Genomic DNA, 20,828 nt, shown 5'->3' with positions numbered 1-20,828 from the left:
TCGGTGGTTCGTTGGCTGCGGGTGCGTCGTGGCTGGTCGCGCCCACGTGGCGGAGCCGCACATTGACACAGCCCCGCGCCCCTCAGGTAGGCAAGAGGGGCCGGGATGTGAAAGCCCAGCCCCTCTCCCACAACGAACCACCGATCAGGCGATGCGCTCCAGCACCACCGGCGAAGCCGTGAACTTGGTCCCCTCGGCGCCGATGTCGTAGGAACCCTCCACCGCCTCCAGGGCGTACTCGAAGCGCTCCGGGGTGTCCGTGTGCAGGGTCAGCAGGGGCTGGCCCGCTGTCACCACGTCTCCCGGCTTGGCGTGCATCTCCACTCCCGCGCCTGCCTGTACCGGGTCCTCCTTGCGCGCACGCCCCGCGCCCAACCGCCAAGCCGCGATGCCGATGTCGTAGGCGTCCAGGCGGGTCATGACCCCGGAGGACGAGGCCTTCACCACGTGCTGTTCGCGTGCCACCGGCAACTCCGCGTCCGGGTCTCCGCCCTGGGCCGCGATCATCCGGCGCCAGACGTCCATCGCGGAACCGTCGGCCAGGGCCTTCGCCGGGTCGGCGTCCTTGATGCCGGCCGCGTCGAGCATCTCCCGGGCCAGGGCGATCGTCAGCTCGATGACGTCCGAGGGGCCGCCGCCCGCCAACACCTCGACGGATTCCCGGACTTCGAGGGCGTTGCCGGCCGTCAGGCCCAGCGGGGTCGACATGTCCGTCAGCAGCGCCACCGTCTTCACGCCGTGGTCCGTGCCCAACCCCACCATCGTGGACGCCAGTTCACGCGCGTCCTCGATCGTCTTCATGAACGCGCCCGTGCCGACCTTCACGTCCAGGACCAGCGAGCCCGTGCCTTCGGCGATCTTCTTCGACATGATCGAGGAGGCGATCAGCGGGATCGCCTCGACCGTGCCCGTGACGTCCCGGAGTGCGTACAGCTTCTTGTCCGCGGGGGCCAGGCCGTCGCCCGCCGCGCAGATCACCGCGCCGGTCGTGTCCAGCACGTGCAGCATCTCCTCGTTGGAGAGCAGGGCCCGCCAGCCGGGGATCGACTCCAGCTTGTCGAGGGTGCCGCCGGTGTGGCCGAGGCCGCGGCCCGAGAGCTGCGGGACGGCCGCGCCGCAGGCGGCGACCAGCGGGGCCAGCGGGAGGGTGATCTTGTCGCCCACGCCGCCCGTGGAGTGCTTGTCGGCCGTCGGGCGGGAGAGGGACGAGAAGTCCATGCGCTCGCCGGAGGCGATCATCGCGGCGGTCCAGGTGGCGATCTCGCGGCGGTTCATGCCGTTGAGGAGGATCGCCATGTTGAGGGCGGCCATCTGGTAGTCGGCCACATCTCCGCGGGTGTACGCGTCGATGACCCAGTCGATCTGCTCGTCGCTCAGTTCACCGCGGTCCCGCTTGGTGCGGATGACGGAGATGGCGTCCATCGAGACTTGCGCCATGGCTTGGCTTTCCTTCCGAACGTTCAGAAAATGTGCGGCCCCGCCGAGGGGAATGGACCGACTCGGCGGGGCCGTACGGGAGTTACCGGGTGAGATGGTCCGGCCCGAAGGCCTGCGGGAGCATCTCCGAGAGCGGCAGGATGCCCGCCGGTGTCTCCACCAGCAGGCCGGGGCCGCCGAACTCGTACAGCAGCTGGCGGCAGCGGCCGCACGGGACGAGGATGTCGCCCTTGCCGTCGACGCAGGTGAAGTGGGTCAGCCGGCCGCCGCCGGTGCGCTGGAGGTTGGAGACCAGCCCGCACTCGGCGCACAGGCCGAGCCCGTACGACGCGTTCTCCACGTTGCAGCCGGAGACCGTGCGGCCGTCGTCGACCCGGGCGGCGACCCCTACGGGATAGCCCGAGTACGGCGCGTACGCGTGGGCCATCGCCTCCCGCGCCTCGGCGCGCAGCTCGTCCCAGTCGACGGCCAACTCGGTGGCGGACGAGGTCACTTGCCCTGTCCCTTCCGGTACGGCAGGCCGTCCGCCTTCGGCATCCGCAGGTGCTGCGCGGACAGCGAGAGCACCAGCAGGGTGACGATGTAGGGGCTGGCGCCGACCAGTTGGGTCGGGACGTCGTCGGTGGTGGCGTACCAGACGAACATCAGGGCCGCGACGGCGGCGGTGATGCCTGCGGGGACGTACCGCTTCTTCCAGACCATGTACGCGCAGCCGGCGACCAGCAGGAAGCCGATCAGCAGGATCAGGGCGTGGACGTTGGTGGAGCCGCCGCGCAGGTTGAGGCTGTCGGTGTAGCCGAACAGGCCCGCGCCGAGAGCGAGTCCGCCCGGCATCCAGTTGCCGAAGATCATCGAGGCGAGGCCGATGTAGCCGCGGCCGCCGGTCTGACCGTCGAGGTAGACGTTGGACGCGACGATCGACAGGAAGGCGCCGCCGAGGCCGGCGAAGCCGCCGGAGATGATCACGGCGATGTACTTGTACTTGTAGACGTTGACGCCGAGGGACTCGGCGGCCACCGGGTTCTCACCGCAGGAGCGCAGGCGCAGGCCGAAGGCGGTGCGCCACAGGACCCACCAGGTGGCCGGGACCAGAGCCACCGCGATGACGGTGAGCGGGGAGAGGTCGGTGATCAGACCGCCGATGAGGCCCGCGATGTCCGAGAGCAGGAACCAGTGCTTCTCGTTGAGCTTGTCCAGCCAGGTGGAGAGGCCCGGGATGTCGAAGGTGCCCAGGGAGTCGATCGGCGGGGACTGCTTGGCGGAGCCCTGCTCGGTGTTGGCGAAGGTGAACTTCGACAGATAGCGGGTGGTGCCGAGCGCCAGGATGTTGATGGCGACACCGGAGACGATGTGGTTGACGTTGAACGTCACCGTGGCGATCGCGTGCAGCAGCGCGCCGAGGCAGCCGCCGATGATGCCGAAGACGATGCCGACCCACGGGCCCCACTGGTAGCCGGCCCAGGCGCCGAACCAGGTGCCGAGGATCATCATGCCTTCGAGGCCGATGTTGACGACGCCCGCGCGCTCGGCCCAGAGGCCGCCGAGACCGGCGAGGCCGATCGGCACCGCCGCCCTGAGGGCCGTGGACATCTGGCCGGTGGAGGTGATGCCGTCCGCGCCGGTGATGACGCGGACCAGCGAGGTGAGGATCAGGGCGCCCGCGATGATCAGCAGGAGCACGGGGAGCGAGAAACGGCGGCCGCCCTTGCCGGGCTGCTGCGCCTGCGGCTTGGCGATGGTCGCGGTACTCATCGGGCCGCCACCTCCTTCTTCTCGGAGTTGTTCCGGGCGGCAGCGGCGAGTTCCTCACCGACGCGCTTCTGCTGGCGGCGCAGGCCCCAGGTGCGGACGACCTCGTACGAGATGACGACCGCGAAGACGATCAGGCCCTGCATGATCGTCGCGATCTCCTTCTGGTACGCGACCGGGGTCGCGTAGTCCAGGGCGGGAGACGCCTTGTCGAGGAAGGCCCACAGGAGGGCGGCGAGGGCGATGCCGCCGGGGTTGTTGCGGCCGAGGAGGGCGATGCCGATGGCGGTGAAGCCGAGGCCCTCGGGGAAGGTGAGGCTGTAGGTGTGGCTGTCGCCGAGCAGCAGCGGCAGACCGGCGAGGCCGGCGACACCGCCGGAGATCAGCATCGCGGTGAGCGTCATGCGCTTGGCGTCGACGCCGGAGGCCGCGGCGGCGGACTCGGACTCGCCGGTGGCGCGCAGGTCGAAGCCGAAGCGGGTGCGGTTGAGGACGAGCCAGTACAGGACGCCCATGATCGCGGCGAGGAAGACCAGGCCGTAGATCTCGCCGACGTCCGAGCCCATGTCGATGCCCGGGATCCAGCCGGACTTCTTCATGATGCCGGTCGTCATGTTGTTGCCGACCTGCACGCCCCAGGTGTTGGTCTGCGTGAGGTAGAGGATCAGGCTGGTCGCGATCGCGTTCAGCATGATCGTCGCGACGACCTCGCTGACCCCCCGGGTGACCTTGAGGACACCCGCGATCCCGGCCCAGAAGGCGCCGGTGAGGACGGCGACCAGGAGCAGCAACGGCACTTGGAGTACGGCCGGCAGGCCGACGTGCGCGCCGACGACCGCGGTCATCACGGCGCCGAGGCGGTACTGGCCGTCGACGCCGATGTTGAACAGGTTCATCCGGAAGCCGAGGGCGACCGCCAGGGCGGCGATGTAGTACATCGACGCCTGGTTGATGATCAGCACCTGGACGTCGGAGTACCCGATCTGCTGGAGCATCAGGTTGTACGGCTCGATCGGGTTCTTGCCCGAGGCGAGCAGCACGACCGAGGTCAGCAGGATCGCGGCGACCAGCGCCATGACCGGGCCGGCCACGGCGAGGAGCACGCGCTCCTTGTCGAACTTCTTCATCGGGCCTCGTCCTCCGGGGCGGTGTCGTCGGCGCCGTCTTCTGCGGACTCTTCGACGTGTTCGAGGTGACCGGACGCGGCGCCGGTCATGGCCGAGCCGAGCTCCTCCGGTGTGACGGTGGCCGGGTCGGCGTCGGCGACCAGCCTGCCGTCGTAGATCACACGCAGGGTGTCCGACAGGCCGATCAGCTCGTCCAGGTCGGCGGAGATGAGCAGCACGGCCAGGCCCTCACGGCGGGCCTCGCGGATCTGGTCCCAGATCGCGGCCTGCGCGCCGACGTCCACACCGCGGGTGGGGTGGGCGGCGATCAGGAACTTCGGCTTGTGGCTCATCTCGCGGCCGACGATCAGCTTCTGCTGGTTGCCGCCGGACAGGGAGGCGGCGGTGACGTCGATCCCGGGGGTGCGGACGTCGTACTCCTCGACGATCCGGCGGGTGTCGGCCTGGGCGCCCTTGATGTCGAGCCAGAGACCCCGACGACCGCGCGAGTTGGGCTTCTCGGTGACGTGGCCGAGGATGCGGTTCTCCCAGAGCGGGGCTTCCAGGAGGAGGCCGTGGCGGTGGCGGTCCTCAGGGATGTAGCCGATGCCCTTTTCACGGCGCTTGCGGGTGGCCCAGGGGGTGATGTCGTCGCCGAGGAAGCCGATGGAGCCGGAGTCGGCGTTCTTCAGGCCGATCAGCGCGTCGATGAGCTCGGTCTGGCCGTTGCCCTCGACGCCGGCGATGCCCATGACCTCACCGGCGTGGATGGTGAAGGTGACGTCGTCCAGGACGCGCTTGGCGGCGCCGGCGGTGGGGCCGAGGTCGCCGAGGAGTCCGCCTGCGGTGGGCTCGGACTCGGCGCCGAGGGAGGCGCCGCCGGCGGCGTAGACGGTGAGGCCCTTGACCTCGATGACGGGGGTGTCGGTGACCGTCGACTCCGCCGTCTCGGGGGTGGGGAGTTCGCTGCCGACCATCATCTCGGCGAGCTGACGGGGGGTCGTCGCGGAGGGGACGGCCGTGCCGACCGTCGTGCCGCGCCGGATGACGGTGATCTCGTCGGCGACGGAGAGGACCTCGCCGAGCTTGTGCGAGATGAAGATGACGGCGAGGCCCTCGGACTTCAGCTCGCGCAGGTTGCTGAAGAGGGCGTCGACCTCCTGCGGCACCAGGACGGCGGTGGGCTCGTCCAGGATCAGGGTGCGGGCGCCGCGGTAGAGGACCTTGAGGATCTCGACGCGCTGGCGCTCGGCGACACCGAGGCTCTCGACGAGAAGGTCCGGGCGGACGTTCAGGCCGTAGCGGTCGGAGATCTCCTTGATCTTCTTGCGGGCGCCGCCGCCGATGCCGTGCAGCTTCTCGCTGCCCAGGACGACGTTCTCCAGGACGGTGAGGTTGTCGGCGAGCATGAAGTGCTGGTGGACCATGCCGATGCCGCGGGCGATGGCGTCGGCGGGGGACGAGAAGGTGACGAGCTCGCCGTCGACGGCGATGGTGCCCTCGTCCGGCTTCTGCATGCCGTAGAGGATCTTCATCAGGGTCGACTTGCCGGCGCCGTTCTCGCCGACGAGGGCGTGCACGGTGCCTTTTCGGACACTGAAGCGGATGTCGCTGTTGGCGACGACACCCGGGAACCGCTTGGTGATCCCCACCAGCTCGACCGCGATCGTCGACTGATCGCCGAGTGGAGGGTTGCTGGACGCGTCGATGGCGAACTCTCCTCGTGGAAAGGGGCCTCTCTACGCGCGTAGCGCCCCTGCTTTAAATAGTGCCCGGACCTGATCGTCTTCTGTCTGGCATCCGATCCGTTCCGAGCATTCTGCCGCGCGAACGGGGCGCGGAGAGACATCCTCCCCACACCCCGTTCCGTGGCCGTAACGCTGTCATTACAGCGCTCTTTTGGCCATGGTCGTGACTGGCCTGGAACCGTTGGTTCAGGAGGTCTTGACCGTGATCGAGCCGTCCTTGATGCCCGCCTCGGCCTTCTTGAGGGCGGCCTGCAGGGTGGCGTTGTTCTTGAAGGTCGGGTTGGAGTCGGCCAGGCCGACCGCGCCGTTGCTCAGCGAGCCGCGGATCTCGCCGCTCAGCGGCTTCTTGTCCTTGATGACGGACTTGGAGAGGTCGTAGACCGCGCCCGCGACGTTCTTCAGGGCCGAGGTGAGGATGTACGGCTTGTACTTGGCCAGCGCGGCCTGGTTGTACTGGTCGGAGTCGACACCGATCGCCCACACCTTGTGCGCGGCGGCGGACTTGATGACGCCCTGGCCGGAGAGACCGGCGGCCGCGAAGACCACGTCCGCGCCGGCCTCGATCTGACCGTCGGCGGCGGCCTCGCCCTTGTCGGGGCTGGAGAAGCCACCCTGCGCGGCGGTCTGGGTCAGGTACTGGGCCTTGACCGTGACGCCCTTCTTGGTGTCCTTGACGCCCTGCTCGAAGCCCGCCTCGAACTTGTGGATCAGGGGCACGTCCACGCCGCCGACGAAGCCGACGGTGTTGGTCTTGGTCGTCAGCGCGGCGGTGACGCCGGCCAGGTACGACGACTGCTCCTCGTGGAACACCATGTCGGCGACGTTGGCGGCCGTGATGGTGTTGTCGTCGATGATGCCGAAGGTGATCTTCGGGAACTTCGCGGCGGCTTCCTTGACGGCGGGGGCGTAGGCGAAGCCGACACCGATCACCGGGTTGTAGCCGGACCTGGCGAGGGTCTCCAGGCGCTGCACCTTGTCCGCGTCGGACTCGTTGTCCTGCGGCTCGACGTCGCGGCCGCTGACGCCGAAGTCCTTCTCGGCCTTCACCAGACCCGCGTAGGCGGCGTCGTTGAAGGACTGGTCGCCCTTGCCGCCGACGTCGTAGGCAAGGCCAATACCCTTGGACGTGCCGGAACTGCTGCTGCTGCTCGTGGACTCGCTGGACGAGCTGCCACAGGCGGAGACGGTTACTGCAAGAGCTGCGGTTGCAACGCCTGCAACCGCGATTCGGGACACCCGGCGCATGGAACGAGACTCCTTCGTGCAAGCGCCCAAACCAGGCGCTGGTTCCGCCGCAGCGTAACGCGCGTAGACCAGACGGAAAACCCCATCTGTCCGGTCCGTTATAGAGCTGTGGCCACAGATGGTGGCCAGCGTACGGACAGCCAGGCGCCCCTTGCGGGAGGCAAGGGGCGCCTGGCTGCAACGATGCCCGGAGGGGCTAGTAAAAGACCCTCGTCATGGAGCGTCGTACTACTTGGTGTTGACGGTGATCTTGCCGGAGATGATGTCCGCCTTCGCCTTGTCCACCGCGGCGACGGCGGCGGTCATGGCCTTGTACTTCGGGTTGGTGTCGGAGAAGCCGACGCCGTCGTTGTCGAGGCCGTAGCGGATCACGCCGGTCTTGGGCTTGCCCTCGTAGACCGACTTCACCAGGTCGTAGACGGCGCCGCCGACGTTCTTCAGCGCCGAGCCGAGGATGGCGTCCTTGTACTTGGCCAGCGCCGCCTGCTCGTACTGGTCGGAGTCCACGCCGATGGCCCAGATGCCCTTGGCGGAGGCCTCGGAGATGACGCCCTGGCCGGAGAGACCGGCGGCGGCGTAGATGACGTCCGCGCCCGCGTCGATCTGGCCGCTCGCCGCGTCCTTGCCCTTGTCGGGGCTCGAGAAGCCGCCCTGTGCCGCGGTCTGCGTCAGGTACTGCGACTCGATCTTGATGCTCGGGTTGACGGACTTGGCGCCCTGGTCGAAGCCGGCCTCAAACTTGTGGATGAGGGGGACGTCCACGCCGCCGATGAAGCCGATGTGGTTCTTCTTGGTCGCCTTGGCCGCGGCGACGCCCGCCAGGTACGAGGACTGCTCCTCGTGGAAGACGAGGTCGGCCACGTTGGCGGCCTTGTCCTGCTCGTCGTCGATGATGCCGAACGTGATGTTCGGGAACTTCGCGGCGGCTTCCTTGACGGCGGGGGCGTAGGCGAAGCCGACACCGATCACCGGGTTGTAGCCGGCCGTGGCCAGGCTCTCCAGGCGCTGCACCTTGTCCGCGTCGGACTCGTTGTCCTGCGGCTCGATGTCGCGGCCGGAGATGTTGAACTCCTTCTCGGCCTTCTGGAAACCGGCGTAGGCCGCGTCGTTGAAGGACTGGTCGCCCTTGCCGCCGACGTCGTAGGCGAGGCCGATGCCCTTGCCGGTGTACTTGCCGGACGAGGACGACGAGGTGTCGCTCGCCTTGTCGGCGTCCTTGCTGGAGCTACCGCAGGCGGTGGCCGCGAGGGCGATGACCGTTACGGCCACCGCAGCTTGGGAGAACTTCGTCCTCCGAGATGTCTGACGCACAGCAAGCACTCCTTCGTCCCCACGGCACCGTCACCGGACCGCTTCCCCAAGCCGCCGCCTCTGTGGCGATTTCCGCGCACAGTAACGCGCGTAGACGAGGAGGGGAACGGGGTTTCTCCTTGCCGTTACCGGATCGTGCCGCCGCCGCGTTACGTTCACGCGCCGGTGGTTACACCCGGGTGACACAAGGGGACGTAGGGGTACCGAACGGGCGCCCCTACGGCCACCTGAGCCAAGACGTTCCGTTCAGATCGCGCCGTCGATCAGCGCGGCGGCGGTGAACAGCTCCACGCCGACCGTGATCGCGGACTCGTCGGCGTCGAAGTCGCCCTGGTGGAGGTCCCGTACGGTCCGCTCCCCCGGGGTGCGGACGCCGAGCCGGGCCATGGCGCCGGGCACGTGCTCCAGGTACCAGGAGAAGTCCTCGCCGCCCAGGCTCTGCTCGGTGTCCTCGACGGAGAGCGGTCCGCGGCGCGCGGTCATGGCGTCCCGGAGCAGCTCGGTGACGAGCGCGTCGTTGACGACGGGCGGGACCCCGCGCACGTAGGTGATCGCGGACTTGGCCCGGTGCAGCCCGGCGACCTCGTCGATCGCCGCGTGCACGATGTCGGGCGCCTGCCGCCAGGCGTCGAGGTCGAGACACCGTACGGTGCCGGACAGCTCGGCGTGCTGCGGGATGACGTTGGGCGCGTGGCCGGACTCGATGCGCCCCCAGGTCACGGAGACCCCGCTGCGCGCGTCCATCCTTCGGGCGACGATCGCGGGCACGTCGGTGGCGACACGGGCGGCGGCGGTCACGAGGTCGGTGGTGAGGTGCGGCCGGGCGGTGTGGCCGCCGGGGCCGTCCAGGGAGACCTCCAGCCGGTCGCAGGCGGAGGTGATGGGGCCGATGCGCAGCCCGATCCGCCCGCTGTCGACCTTGGGGTCGCAGTGCACGGCGATGATCCGGCCGACCCCGTCGAGCACCCCGCACTCGATGGCGTCGGTGGCACCGCCGGGCAGGACCTCCTCGGCGGGCTGGAAGAGCAGCCGTACGGCCCGCGGCAGGAGTCCCTGCTCGTGCAGCCGGGCCAGCACGAGACCGGCGCCGAGCACGACGGTGGTGTGCACGTCGTGGCCGCAGGCGTGGGCGCGGTCGGGCACGGTGGAGCGGTACGCGCACTCACTCTTCGTGTCCGGGATGGGCAGGGCGTCGATGTCGGCGCGCAGCGCGAGCATGGGTACGGCGGTGTCGCGGGGTCCGATGTCACAGACGAGCCCGGTGCCCATGGCGAGGACCCGGGGTTCGAGACCGGCCAGCTCCAGCCGCGCCTTGATCGCGGCGGTGGTCCGGAACTCCTGGTTGCCCAGCTCGGGATGCATGTGCAAGTCCCGCCGGAACGCGACGAGTTCGGCACGCAAGGTCTCCGACAGGGTGCCCGGAAGCACATTCCCGACGGATTCGGCCTCGGACTCTGCCTCGGACTCTGGTGACATCAATTGCTTCACCCTCTGAAGGGTAGGGCGCCCGGGTGGTCAACTGACCCTCGATCAACAAAAGTTCAACCCGTTAGTCGAAGAAAATCTGACCGCCGACCGCATAGCTGCTAGTGGGGATGGGTAGACTCCCTGCTCCTTCTGGGATACCACGCCTCACCCCGGCACGGCTCGTCCCGTCCGTATCACGGACATGGTTACCCAACGTGTCCCTTGGTAGGGTCCGCCGACGTGACCGACCCGAACGCGGATCTGACCGCGGACTTCATAGAGGCCACCCGCTCCTCCTACGACGCGATCGCGCCCGCGTATGGCGCCGAGCATCCGGACGGCCTGGGCGATGGCCCCGTCGAGAGCGCCCTCCTGACCGCTTTCGCCGAGCTCGTCCGCACGGCGGCGGCGGGCGAGGCGCAGGTGGCCGATATCGGCAGCGGCCCCGGCTATGTGACCGCACGCCTGAACGCCCTCGGCCTCCAGGCCTTCGGCATCGACATCTCCCCGCACATGGTGGCGCTGGCCCGCGAGGCGCATCCCCAACTCCGGTTCCGGGTCGGCTCGATGACCGCCCTGGACGTACCGGACGCGACCCTGGGCGGCGTCATCGCCCTCTACTCGACGATCCACATCCCGGACGCCGACCTGCCCGGCGTCCTCGCGGAGTTCCACCGGGTCCTACGACCGGGCGGCTACGTCCTGCTCGCGTTCCAGGCCTCGGAGGGCGAACACATCCACATGACCGAGCGCTACGGCCAGGACATCTCCCTCGACTACTACTTCCGCACCCCGGCCGAGATCGCCACGTACCTCACGGAGGCGGGCCTGGGCCTTTACGCCCAGGCCCGGGTCGAGCCTCAGGGGCAGCAGAAGTGGGGGCGGGCTTTCGCCCTGGCTCACAAGCCGTCGCCGTCCGAATGAACACGAACGCTGAACAACAGGGGTGACCGGACCCCGAGCCGGGCGGCACAGTCGGCGACGGCCGCTGCCAGCCAGCCGATCGCGTCGCAGGACCACTCGGCGAGTTCGCCGCGCAGTGTCATGCCGTGCAGGGGCGGCCCGTTCCAGAAGCTGTCGTGGAACAGCGGCGGAATGGCTTCGCCCCGCGCGGTGACCTCGTCGTCCCCGCACGTGAACACGTCCTGCTCCAAGTCCCGCAGATCCTGGGCGAGTTGACGTGCGACGGCTGGGATCACGGGATCGCGCCCGCTGTCGATGTGGACATCCACCGGGGTCTTCGTCCCCGGGTCGCGCTCGCCGAACCACTCGGTCGTCAGCATCGACGGTACGGCGGCGTAGGCCGGCCGTGCCCCCGGGTCGATCCCCTGCACCGGCAGCAACACCTGCACCGAGGTCAGCCGTGGCGTGCCGACCCGCGCCGTCACGTCCTGGGCACAGCGCAGGAACGGCTGGACGGGCAACGGCCGTTCAGCCGCCACCGCGCCGGCCTCGACCTGGAACCAGGAGACGAGCCCCGCGCCCGGCCCGGCCCCGGGGTGGGTCCACCCGGCGTCGTTCATGGCCCAGAGCCCCGGACCACCGACCGGACGCTCCTCGCCGGTACGCCCCGAGATCATGACCGCCCGGTCCTCCAGCCAGCCCATGGCGAGCGACCGCCGGTGGAACAGCTGATACGCGTCGTGCTCGGAGTCGGGATCGTGCCAGGCGTGGGGGGTCAGTTCGCCATAGAGGGCGGCGAACAGGGTGCCGGCGGTGGGAGTGGTCGTAGGCGCGATTCCTGGTCGTGGGTCGGCTTCACGCTCTGGCACGTGGTCCTCCTCGGCTCGCTGCGATGCCGCTCAGCCCACCCGGCAGTTGACGTCGGCCTGGTTCATCGGCTTCTCGGCGGTGTCGATCTCGCCGATCACGTCGACGTCCACATGGTTGCGCCACGAGGTGCGGTCGGCGGTGCCGCAGTCGCGGCGCGCCACCGTACGGTTGCTGCTGCCGCCAGGTGTTGTCGGTGTACCACTCGTAGAGGCAGTTGAAGACCTTGGCCCGGTTGTTGTCGCAGTTCCCCTTTTACACCCGGGACACCCTGCGTCAGGGGACGGCCACAGTCCTCTGAGGAGTCTCGGGTCCACGGGTCGCCCCGGGCCATCCACGACCGGAGTCTTTCCCTCCAAGGGGTGAACAGCGCCCCTTGACCGGGGGATCGGAGCGCTTCGCCCTACGCCGCCGTCACCGCCGACAACCGATGCACGTCCCGCGCCGTCCCCGTGACCCCCGACAGGAACCCCTGCGCCCGGGGCGAGGCGTTCTCGGTCAGCCATGCGGGGTCGATGTCGCACACCGCGACCCGGACTTCCGTGCCCACCAAGGCCAGTGGCAAGGTGTGGACGACCGTCGAGGGGAAGCTCAGGATCGTGCGGCCGATGGGCCCCCGGCGGGCGATCAACTCCAGCGGGAGGTCCGGGCGGACGATCTCCAGGCCTGTCTCGACCGCCAACCGGTGGAGTTTCTCCGTGCTTTCGCGGCGGTGGGCGAAGTAGCGGGTCGCGCCGTGGGTCTTGGCGAGGGCGGCTACGGCCTCCAGGTAGCGGTCGTTGTCGACAACTCCCGTTTCCACCAGGGACGTTCCGACCATGTCCGCGCCCTTGGTGATGCGGGGCGGCCCGAAGGTGGCGCGGGTCCAGGCGAATGCGTTCGGGGTGATCGTGACGCCCTCGGGAGTCGTCTCGATCGGCATGGAGGAGAAGATCTCCACCGTGCGGCGGGCGCTCGGGGTCAGGCGGCGGCGGGCCGCCGAGGAGACCGGGGCGAAGATCAGGTCGCGGGGGCCGGGGCGGCCGCCCTTGCGGTGCCAGCGGACCAGGCGTTCGCCGCTGGCGAGCTGGGCGACGAACTCCATCGTCGCGGTGCCGTCGTCCACGACCACCAGCTCGCGTGCCTTGGTGATCGTCAGCAACAACTGCACATACCGCGAGAACGGGTCTCCCATGACGATCCGGTCCGCCCTGCGGAGGAGCCGGGTGAGGCCGCCGATGGTCTGGAAGGGCGCCAGTGGTCCGCCCCGCGCCTCCTCCCAGCGCACGGTGTGGCCCTCGTCGCGGGCGAGGTCGGCCATGCGGCGCAGCTGGCCGCGGGTCATAGGGTCGGTCGGCGACAGGACCACGAGGGTGAGCCCCCCGCCGGGTGCCGCCTCGGCCCTGGGCGCACGGAGGTGCGCCCACTCCAGCACGTTCAGAAGCTGCACCGGACTCTCCACGAACGCGAGAGTGTGGGGGGTGAGGCCGGCGGTGCCGGCGTGGGGGCTCATTGTCGTACGACCGTCCCGTGACCGTAAGTGGCGCTTAATGGCTCAGACTCAGACCGAGACCGGCTCGCCCGCGGCCGCGGCGATCTCCGCCTCGGCGACCACGCCGTTGACGCGGCGCAGCTTCTTCATCGGGCCGAGCTCCGACTCGTAGACCTTCTTGACGCCGTCGCCGAGGGAGGCCTCGATGGTGCGGATGTCGCGGACGAGGCGGGTCAGGCCCTGCGGCTCGACCGACGCGGCCTGGTCCGAGCCCCACATGGCGCGGTCGAGGGTGATGTGACGCTCGACGAAGGTGGCGCCGAGCGCGACCGCGGCGAGGGTGGTCTGCAGGCCCGTCTCGTGACCGGAGTAGCCGATCGGGACGTTCGGGAACTCGGCCTGGAGGGTGTTGATGACGCGGAGGTTGAGCTCCTCGGCCACCGCCGGGTAGGTCGAAGTGGCGTGGCACATCAGGATGTTGTCGCTGCCGAGGACCTCGACCGCGTGGCGGATCTGCTTCGGGGTCGACATGCCGGTGGAGAGGATGACCGTACGGCCCGTGGCGCGGAGGGAGCGCAGGAGCTCGTCGTCGGTCAGCGACGCGGAGGCGACCTTGTGGGCCGGGACGTCGAACTTCTCCAGGAAGGCGACGGCCTCGGTGTCCCACGGGGAGGCGAACCAGTCGATGTTCTTCGACTTGGCGTACTCGTCGATCTGGCGGTACTCGTCCTCACCGAACTCCACACGGTGGCGGTAGTCGATGTAGGTCATGCGGCCCCAGGGGGTGTCGCGCTCGATGTCCCACTGGTCGCGCGGGGTGCAGATCTCCGGGGTGCGCTTCTGGAACTTGACGGCGTCGCAGCCGGCCTCGGCGGCGGCGTCGATCAGCTTGAAGGCGTTCTCCAGCTCACCGTTGTGGTTGATGCCGATCTCGCCGACGACGTAGACGGGGTGGCCGGGACCTGCGGTCTTCGAACCGAACTGGCGCAGACGGGAGTTGTTGCTCATGACAGCGGGTTTCCTTACTTGGTGAGGGAATCGAGAGAGGGGCCGAGGATCCAGCTGGCGATCTCTCGGACAGCGCCGTCGCCACCGGCCACGGTGGTGACCGCGCGTGCGGCGCCGCGTACGACGTCGTGGGCGCTCGCGACCGCCACGGGCCAGCCCACGAGGGCGAAGCACGGGAGGTCGTTGACGTCGTTGCCGACGTAGAGCACGCGCTCCGGCGCGATGCCCTGCTCCTCGCACCACTGCTTGAGTGCGAGGTCCTTCCGGTCGATGCCGTGCAGGACCGGGAGTTGGAGCTTCCGGGCCCGGGCGGCGACGACCGGGTTCTGCTCCGAGGACAGGATCAGCATCTTCAGGCCGGTCTTGCGGAGGGCCGCGATGCCGAGTCCGTCTCCGCGGTGCACGGAGACGAACTCCCGTCCGTCGGAATCGATCAGCACCCTGTCGTCGGTCTGGGTGCCGTCGAAGTCGAGTACGACCGCGTCGATGTCGTCGGCGGTCGGCAGCGAACCGGGGCGGTCCGCGTCGAAGAGCGGGGCCAACGCCCGTGCCCTGGCCAGCTCGTGGGGATCGTCGATCTCCAACACGCGGGCGGGGTCGGTCCGTACGAGTTCCGTGCGGCCGAAGAAGCGGTGGCCGACCTTGCGGAACCCGGCCGCGTCCATGCCGTAGACGGCGCCGGTCTCCAGGAAGTCCTGGGGGCGGTCCTGGCGGCGCGGGCGGAACGACTTGTCGTGGTTGACGCCGTAACCGCCGCTGGTGACAGGCGGGTTGGCCACCTTCGTGGCGCCCCCGACCTCACCCGTGCGGGTCGGCTCCACGACCGTCGTCGCCTCGTCGTCGGCGTCGCGCCACACGAAGCCGTGGAAGGGGGCGACGGTGTGGGCGGTGTCGGCGCCGTTCGCGACGATCGCGTTGACGATGCCGTCGACGTCCTCGCGGACGATGAAGGGGCTCGTGCACTGCACCAGCAGGACGACGTCGACCGCGGAGCCGTGCAGCGCCTCGTGGGCGTCCATGGCGTGCAGGACGGCGGCCTCGGAGGTCGCCGTGTCGCCGGCGATGGCGGCGGGGCGCAGCACGACCTCGGCGCCGGCCTGGCGGGCTGCGGCGGCGATGGCCTGGTCGTCGGTGGAGACCACGACGTCCGTGACCAGTCGGCTGGCGCGGCACTCGCGGACGGCGCGGGCGACCAGCGGTACGCCGCCGACGGGGGCGAGGTTCTTGGCGGGGACGCCCTTGGAGCCGCCGCGCGCGGGGATCACCGCGAGCACCCGGCGCACCGAAGCGCCTTGCCCTGCTTGCGAGTTGGACATGGGCTCTACTCCCATGGGATGTGCTCCTTGAGCGGGAATCTTGGCGTTCACAGCTCCCCCATCCGGCGGATGACGGGCGCCACGCGCTGCACGCCGTGGCGGTAGGCGCCGCGCGCGGCCCGGCGCACGATCTGCCGGACGGGCCCTGGCGCCTTGTCCGCGGCCGGGGCGCCGGGCAGCGGGGTGCCGTCCGGGCCGAGGTGGTGGCGGGCGAGGATGCCGGGCAGATAGCCGGGGGCGGTCTCGGGCGTGTAGTACGGCTTCAGGGCGGGCATGTCGGCGCCGGCCAGCAGCTTCGTGATCCGCTCCCGGGCCGCGTCGAAGGCCGTCTCGTACGACCCCTCGGCGGCGACGCCCTGCCGCGCCACCCACTCCGCGTCCGGCACCGGCTTGTACCCGGCGTCGAGCTGGTCCCAGGAGGCGAGGCACCCGGAGCCCACGAAGTGGTGGTTGCCGAGCCCCTCGCGGATGCCGAGGTCGGTCAGCACGACGGTGGGGATACGGCGGTGCAGGGACTCCAGGGCGGCCGTGGAGCTGATGGTCACCAGGAGGTCGGTGCGGTCGAGGACGTCGCCCATGTGCCCGTACACCAGGCTGAAGTTGGCGGGGAGGTCCTTGCCCTGGACCAGCTTCTGGTAGGGCAACTCCTCGATGTGCGTGGTGTGTTCGCCCGGCTTGGAGCGCAGCTTGAGGAGCACCTCGCGGTTCGGGTGGAAACGGGCGTGCTGGATCGCCCTGTTGAGCAGGTAGTCGCGGTCCCGGCGATTGTCCGGCACTGAGGGCTGCACGGCGAAGACGACCGTGTACGGGTCGTGCTCGCCGGTGTAGGCGTCCCCGCCGAGGAACGGCAGGGCGACCTCGGTGACCGTCGAGGAGTCGGCGCCGACCCCGTCGTAGACCGCCTTGAAACGGTCCGCGTCCTGGCGGGAGTTGGCGAGGACGAGGTCCGCGCCGTGCCGGAGCAGGAGGCCGTCGGTGAGCTTCTCGTAGACGACGCCGACATAGCCGGTGACGACCACGGGGCGCTTGGTGCGTCCGTCCCAGGCGCGGGCCAGACCGTGCAGCATCGCCTGGACCCCGCCGCCGACGAGGGAGAGCACGAGGATGTCGTACGGCTCCTTCTCCATGGCGCGCAGGAACTCGACGGCGGTCACCTCGCGGAGGGAGTCGGCGGTGACGCCGACTTCCTTCAGCTGGCGGGCTGTTGGGGTGGCACGACCCCGCAGGAGGTACCCGTCCAAAGAGATGTCCGAATTCGGCGGAGCGATGCGGTTCGCGGTGAGCGAACCCCATTTCCACCGGGTGTCGGAATCCGCGAGGACGGCGACTCGCAGGGTCTGCGTTGCACTTGCTGGCACACCGAAGACGCTAGGAAGCCATTCCGTTGTTCGGCCCAACCAGAAGGCAACAAACGGTTAACAGCACACCGCCGAATGGCGAATCAGGGCGTGGCGGGGCCGTAAAAATTCCTGGTTCACAGGTTCGCCACGTGGCGTTCACCCGACATCAAACCAATGGTAAAGACCGATGACGGAGCGCCCTCTAACGTCATGCGGGTGGTCAAGCTCTCCGTCATCGTGCCGTTCTACAACGTGCAGCAATACGCGCCCGACACCCTGAAGAGCCTGCGTGCGAACACACGGGAGGACTTCGAATTCATCTTCGTCGACGACTGTTCGACCGACGAGACACCTGACATTCTCGCGCGCGCGGAGCGGGAGCTGCCAGGCGTCGTGCATGTCAGACACAAGAAGAACGGAGGGCTGGCGACCGCCCGCAACACCGGCATCGACAAGGCACGTGGCGAGTATCTGACGTTTCTGGACGGCGACGACTGGCTCGCCCCGGACTACTTCCCGCGGCTGCTCGCCGCCATCGAGGAACTCGGCTGCGACTTCGTGCGCACCGACCACGTGGTGTGCACGGCGAAGGCCCGCTCGATCGCCCGGGTGCCGCAGGGCCGGCGCGGTGTGGTGCTGAACCCGCGGGACGCGATCCTGCCCGCCGACCGCTCCACCTCCGTGGACTACGCCTACGCCTGGGCGGGCATCTACCACCGCAGACTGGTCGACCGCGGCCTGCTGCACTTCACCGACGGGCTGCGCACGGCCGAGGACCGGCCGTGGATCTGGAAGCTGCACCGGGAGGCGGAGTCCTTCGCCACGGTGGGACTGCTCGGGGTGTTCTACCGGCGCGGTGTCGCCTCGTCGCTGACCCAGATCGGGGACGTGCGGCAGCTCGATTTCATTCGTGCGTTCGACCAGGTAATCGAGGAGACGGCGGCTGACCGCGACGCCGATAAACTGCTGCCCAAAGCAGTGCGCACGTATTGCGCGATCATGGCTCATCATCTCGGATCGATCGAGAGGTTCGAACCCGCCGTGGCTCGAAAACTGCGTTCACTGAGTTCCGCCGCGCTCAAGCGCATGCCGCAGGATGTTCTGGCGGAGGTAATGGACTCGATGGACCCCCAGCGGGCGAGCCGGCTGCGGCGCCTGCGCCGCCGTCCCACCTCGGCCCGGACGGTGGCCGCCTGATGCCCCGCACCACCCAGATCCTGTGCGCGTCGACGCTGTACGGCGCCGCGACGCTGGCCGCCGCGCTGGACGCCGGGCTCCTCGGCGAGGCCGACCGCCGGCTGCTGCTGATCACCAACAACGCGGCGAACCCGGAGACCACCGCGTCGGTGGACTCGATGCCGGGCTTCGACCAGCTGCGCGGGCGCTTCGACGACGTCCTGTCGTGGAACGAGACCATCTCCCCCTTCCACCCGAGCGGTTGGAGCCCCCGGGGCGACGACGTCCCGATGTGGGAGCGGTACGTACGGCTGCTGTGGAAGCTGGGCGACGACGAGATCCGGCTCGCCGTGGAGTCCGTCCAGGTCAATCCGTCGCTCGCGCTGTGCCAGCTGTTCACCGGTGCCCCGGTCGACGTCTACGCGGACGGCCTCATAAGTTATGGCCCCACGCGCGACAAGATCGACCCGTTGGTCGGCACCCGCATCGAGCGGCTGCTGCACCTCGATCTCGTCCCGGGCCTCACCCCGCTGCTGCTCACCGAGTTCGGCGTCCCGCCGGAACTGGTGCCAACAGAAGCCTTCCTCAAGGTACTTGGCGAACTCGCCGAGTCCGAGGAGGAGTTGCCCGCCGTCGAGGGTCAACCGGCCCTGCTGCTCGGCCAGTACCTCGCCGCGCTCGGCATCCTCACCGACCAGCAGGAGGAGGAGCTGCATCTGCGCATGGTGCGCGGCGCGGTGGCGCTCGGCCACCGCGAGCTGGTGTTCAAGCCGCACCCCGTGGCGCCCTCCCGCTGGTCGCGCCTGCTGGAGGACGAGGCGAAGAAGCTGGGGGCTCACCTCACCCTGCTGGACCGGCCGGTGCTCGCCGAGGTCGCCTTCCAGCGGATGCGTCCCGCCCTGGTCGTCGGCTGCTTCTCCACCGCGCTGTTCACCGCCGCCGGCCTGTACGACATCCCGGTCGCGCGGGTCGGCACGGACACCCTGCTGACCCGGCTCGCGCCGTACCAGAACAGCAACCGGGTGCCGCTGACCATCGTGGACGACGTGCTGCCCGACCTCGCCGACAAGAAGGCGGTGACGGACTGGCGGATGCCGTCGCCGGAGCGCGTGGACGAACTGTCCGGACTGCTCAAGGCAGTTGGCTTCGCGATGCAGCCCAGGATCTACCCCCGGCTGCGCGAGGACGCCGAGCGCTACCTCTCGGCCCACCTGAACCCGCACACGTGGCGCTACTTCAAACGCCGGCGCCTGACCGCGCTGGCGCTGCCCGGGGCCGTACCGGCACAACTGTCGTTCATCCCGCGCAACCAGACGGTTCGGCGGATCGCGCGTCGCGCCCGTGCTTTGTCCGGACGTTAGCGTCCATTCAAATTGTTCATCCGGGCGACATGTAGGAGACCCCTGTGTGTCGCCGGTGAATTGCCTCTCATCCGTCGAACGTTCGTAGCGTCACATCGTTCCCCCGCGGAACAGCCATTCGACGTCGGCGAGAAAGGCCCAGGATGAACGCGGTTGACCAGGCCCTGGCACCCACCCTGAGGGGCCAGGACCCTGGGCAGGAACCGGAGCAGCCACCCGTCGCCCCGCCCCGCCCGCCCCGGGAGAACCGGCTGCGCGCCCTGGACGGACTGCGGCTGCTGGCCGCGCTGATGGTGTGCCTCTACCACTTCACCGGCAAGAACGGTGAGGTGGCCTCCTCCTGGCACCAGTCCCCCGGGAAGATGTTCCCGACCCTGTCCGAGGCGGGGACGTACGGCTCGCTCGGCGTGCAGTTCTTCTTCCTCATCAGCGGCTTCGTGATCTGCATGAGCAGCTGGGGCAAGTCGATGGGCGAGTTCTTCCGCTCCCGCATCGCCCGCCTGTACCCGGCGTACTGGGTGGCCCTGATCCTGGTGGGCACCGCGTCGGTCCTGATGCCGGTGGTCGTCAAGCCGCTGCGCTCGGACGAGTTCCTGGTCAACTTCACGATGCTCCAGCAGCCGTTGGGCGTGCCCCGGGTCATCGGCGTGGACTGGACGCTCTGGGTGGAGATGCGGTTCTACCTGTTCTTCGCGCTGTTCGTGATCTGGAAGGGCGTCACCTACCGCCGTGTGGTGACCTTCTGCATCCTGTGGACGATGGCCGGCTGCTTCGCCCGGGTCGCCGACAACCCGCTGACGACCGAGCTGACGATGCGCGACCACGCGCCGTACTTCATCGGCGGCCTCGCCTTCTACCTGATCTACCGCTACGGCAGCGACCTGCTCCTGTGGGGCATCGTGGGGATGTCCTTCCTGCTGGGTCAGCGCTACTCGGTGACGGCCCTGTGGCACCCGGGCATGACCGGCGACTTCCACCGCAACCCGCATGTCATCCAGGCGATCGTCCTCGTCGCCTTCGCGGCCGTCGCGGCGGTGGCGCTGGGCTGGACGAGCTGGGCGAACTGGAGCTGGCTGACGCTGGCGGGCGCGCTGACGTACCCGTTCTATCTGATCCACGAGCACCTGGGCTGGTTCGCGATCCGCGTCCTGCACCGGGGCTTCGGGCTCGGCCCGTACGAGACGCTCGCGCTGACCGTGCCGGGGCTGCTGTGCCTGGCGTATCTGATGCACCGCTTCGTCGAGAAACCGTTCGGGCCACGGCTGAAGCGCACGATGACGCTGCAGTCGAAGCAGCTGGCGGCGAGACTCGGCAAGTAACCCC

At 69.2% G+C, this 20,828-nt stretch carries 18 protein-coding genes; 4 read left to right on the top strand and 14 right to left on the bottom strand.

The features are described 5' to 3' along the window. Positions 1–144 precede the first annotated feature (144 nt). From OG496_RS35005 to OG496_RS34970, 8 genes are all read right to left on the bottom strand, one after another. Positions 145–1,422, bottom strand: coding sequence for a thymidine phosphorylase (locus OG496_RS35005; protein ID WP_405976771.1), 1,278 nt, complete (start codon positions 1,420–1,422; stop codon positions 145–147). Positions 1,423–1,519: 97 nt separating this feature from the next. Continuing rightward, entirely contained in the window at positions 1,520–1,930 is a 411-nt protein-coding gene (locus OG496_RS35000; protein ID WP_405973741.1) for a cytidine deaminase, read from the bottom strand. Then, entirely contained in the window at positions 1,927–3,189 is a 1,263-nt protein-coding gene (locus OG496_RS34995) for an ABC transporter permease (protein ID WP_399386744.1), read from the bottom strand. The genes OG496_RS35000 and OG496_RS34995 overlap by 4 nt, the downstream gene beginning before the upstream one ends. Then, entirely contained in the window at positions 3,186–4,313 is a 1,128-nt protein-coding gene (locus tag OG496_RS34990; RefSeq protein WP_366489365.1) for an ABC transporter permease, read from the bottom strand. The genes OG496_RS34995 and OG496_RS34990 overlap by 4 nt, the downstream gene beginning before the upstream one ends. Next, entirely contained in the window at positions 4,310–5,959 is a 1,650-nt protein-coding gene (locus tag OG496_RS34985; protein WP_405976770.1) for an ABC transporter ATP-binding protein, read from the bottom strand. The genes OG496_RS34990 and OG496_RS34985 overlap by 4 nt, the downstream gene beginning before the upstream one ends. Before the next feature lie 267 nt (positions 5,960–6,226). Continuing rightward, positions 6,227–7,285: a BMP family ABC transporter substrate-binding protein gene (locus OG496_RS34980; protein WP_366489364.1), complete on the bottom strand. Its 1,059-nt coding sequence runs from the start codon at positions 7,283–7,285 to the stop codon at positions 6,227–6,229. Positions 7,286–7,513: 228 nt separating this feature from the next. Continuing rightward, on the bottom strand, positions 7,514–8,554 hold the full coding sequence (locus tag OG496_RS34975; RefSeq protein WP_405976769.1) for a BMP family protein: 1,041 nt from the start codon (positions 8,552–8,554) through the stop codon (positions 7,514–7,516). A gap of 288 nt (positions 8,555–8,842) precedes the next feature. Then, positions 8,843–10,072: an amidohydrolase gene (locus tag OG496_RS34970; RefSeq protein ID WP_366489363.1), complete on the bottom strand. Its 1,230-nt coding sequence runs from the start codon at positions 10,070–10,072 to the stop codon at positions 8,843–8,845. Between the two features lie 231 nt (positions 10,073–10,303). Here OG496_RS34970 and OG496_RS34965 point away from each other — a divergent pair, with 231 nt between their 5' ends. Further along, on the top strand, positions 10,304–10,987 hold the full coding sequence (locus tag OG496_RS34965) for a class I SAM-dependent methyltransferase (protein WP_405973740.1): 684 nt from the start codon (positions 10,304–10,306) through the stop codon (positions 10,985–10,987). On the opposite strand, the gene OG496_RS34960 is transcribed toward OG496_RS34965, so the two are convergent. From OG496_RS34960 to OG496_RS34935, 6 genes are all read right to left on the bottom strand, one after another. Then, entirely contained in the window at positions 10,963–11,835 is an 873-nt protein-coding gene (locus tag OG496_RS34960) for a hypothetical protein (RefSeq protein WP_405973739.1), read from the bottom strand. The genes OG496_RS34965 and OG496_RS34960 overlap by 25 nt on opposite strands. 30 nt (positions 11,836–11,865) lie before the next feature. After that, complete coding sequence (locus OG496_RS34955; RefSeq protein ID WP_405973738.1) at positions 11,866–11,997, bottom strand: hypothetical protein; 132 nt, start codon at positions 11,995–11,997, stop codon at positions 11,866–11,868. Positions 11,998–12,236: 239 nt separating this feature from the next. Next, positions 12,237–13,325 (bottom strand): hypothetical protein, encoded by a 1,089-nt coding sequence (locus OG496_RS34950; RefSeq protein ID WP_366489360.1) that lies wholly within the window; start codon positions 13,323–13,325, stop codon positions 12,237–12,239. A gap of 48 nt (positions 13,326–13,373) precedes the next feature. Next, entirely contained in the window at positions 13,374–14,312 is a 939-nt protein-coding gene (locus OG496_RS34945) for an N-acetylneuraminate synthase family protein (protein WP_329256252.1), read from the bottom strand. Between the two features lie 14 nt (positions 14,313–14,326). After that, entirely contained in the window at positions 14,327–15,628 is a 1,302-nt protein-coding gene (locus tag OG496_RS34940) for a cytidylyltransferase domain-containing protein (protein ID WP_405976768.1), read from the bottom strand. Positions 15,629–15,675: 47 nt separating this feature from the next. Then, entirely contained in the window at positions 15,676–16,986 is a 1,311-nt protein-coding gene (locus OG496_RS34935) for a DUF6716 putative glycosyltransferase (RefSeq protein WP_366489357.1), read from the bottom strand. Between the two features lie 198 nt (positions 16,987–17,184). Between OG496_RS34935 and OG496_RS34930 the strand changes: the two genes are divergently transcribed. The 3 genes from OG496_RS34930 to OG496_RS34920 all read left to right on the top strand — a co-directional run bounded on the left by OG496_RS34930 (position 17,185) and on the right by OG496_RS34920 (position 20,824). Continuing rightward, entirely contained in the window at positions 17,185–18,165 is a 981-nt protein-coding gene (locus OG496_RS34930) for a glycosyltransferase family 2 protein (protein ID WP_366490356.1), read from the top strand. Next, positions 18,165–19,505: a polysialyltransferase family glycosyltransferase gene (locus OG496_RS34925; RefSeq protein ID WP_405973737.1), complete on the top strand. Its 1,341-nt coding sequence runs from the start codon at positions 18,165–18,167 to the stop codon at positions 19,503–19,505. The genes OG496_RS34930 and OG496_RS34925 overlap by 1 nt, the downstream gene beginning before the upstream one ends. A 143-nt stretch (positions 19,506–19,648) precedes the next feature. Next, complete coding sequence (locus tag OG496_RS34920) at positions 19,649–20,824, top strand: acyltransferase family protein (RefSeq protein ID WP_405973736.1); 1,176 nt, start codon at positions 19,649–19,651, stop codon at positions 20,822–20,824. The last annotated feature ends 4 nt before the right edge of the window (positions 20,825–20,828 follow it).

Source organism: Streptomyces sp. NBC_00988 (assembly GCF_045162645.1).
In the GTDB taxonomy this organism is placed as follows: domain Bacteria; phylum Actinomycetota; class Actinomycetes; order Streptomycetales; family Streptomycetaceae; genus Streptomyces.
Note: the sequence above shows the minus strand (reverse complement) of the source record. Positions and strands in the feature narration are given on the sequence as shown.

Coding starts and splice junctions, on each gene's coding strand:
- OG496_RS34945 (WP_329256252.1), bottom strand. CDS start 14,312: ATGAGCAACAACTCCCGTCTGCGCCAGTTCGGTTCGAAGACCGCAGGT.
- OG496_RS34980 (WP_366489364.1), bottom strand. CDS start 7,285: ATGCGCCGGGTGTCCCGAATCGCGGTTGCAGGCGTTGCAACCGCAGCT.
- OG496_RS34920 (WP_405973736.1), top strand. CDS start 19,649: ATGAACGCGGTTGACCAGGCCCTGGCACCCACCCTGAGGGGCCAGGAC.
- OG496_RS35005 (WP_405976771.1), bottom strand. CDS start 1,422: ATGGACGCCATCTCCGTCATCCGCACCAAGCGGGACCGCGGTGAACTG.
- OG496_RS34995 (WP_399386744.1), bottom strand. CDS start 3,189: ATGAGTACCGCGACCATCGCCAAGCCGCAGGCGCAGCAGCCCGGCAAG.
- OG496_RS34925 (WP_405973737.1), top strand. CDS start 18,165: ATGCCCCGCACCACCCAGATCCTGTGCGCGTCGACGCTGTACGGCGCC.
- OG496_RS34940 (WP_405976768.1), bottom strand. CDS start 15,628: ATGTCCAACTCGCAAGCAGGGCAAGGCGCTTCGGTGCGCCGGGTGCTC.
- OG496_RS34970 (WP_366489363.1), bottom strand. CDS start 10,072: ATGTCACCAGAGTCCGAGGCAGAGTCCGAGGCCGAATCCGTCGGGAAT.
- OG496_RS34950 (WP_366489360.1), bottom strand. CDS start 13,325: ATGAGCCCCCACGCCGGCACCGCCGGCCTCACCCCCCACACTCTCGCG.
- OG496_RS34990 (WP_366489365.1), bottom strand. CDS start 4,313: ATGAAGAAGTTCGACAAGGAGCGCGTGCTCCTCGCCGTGGCCGGCCCG.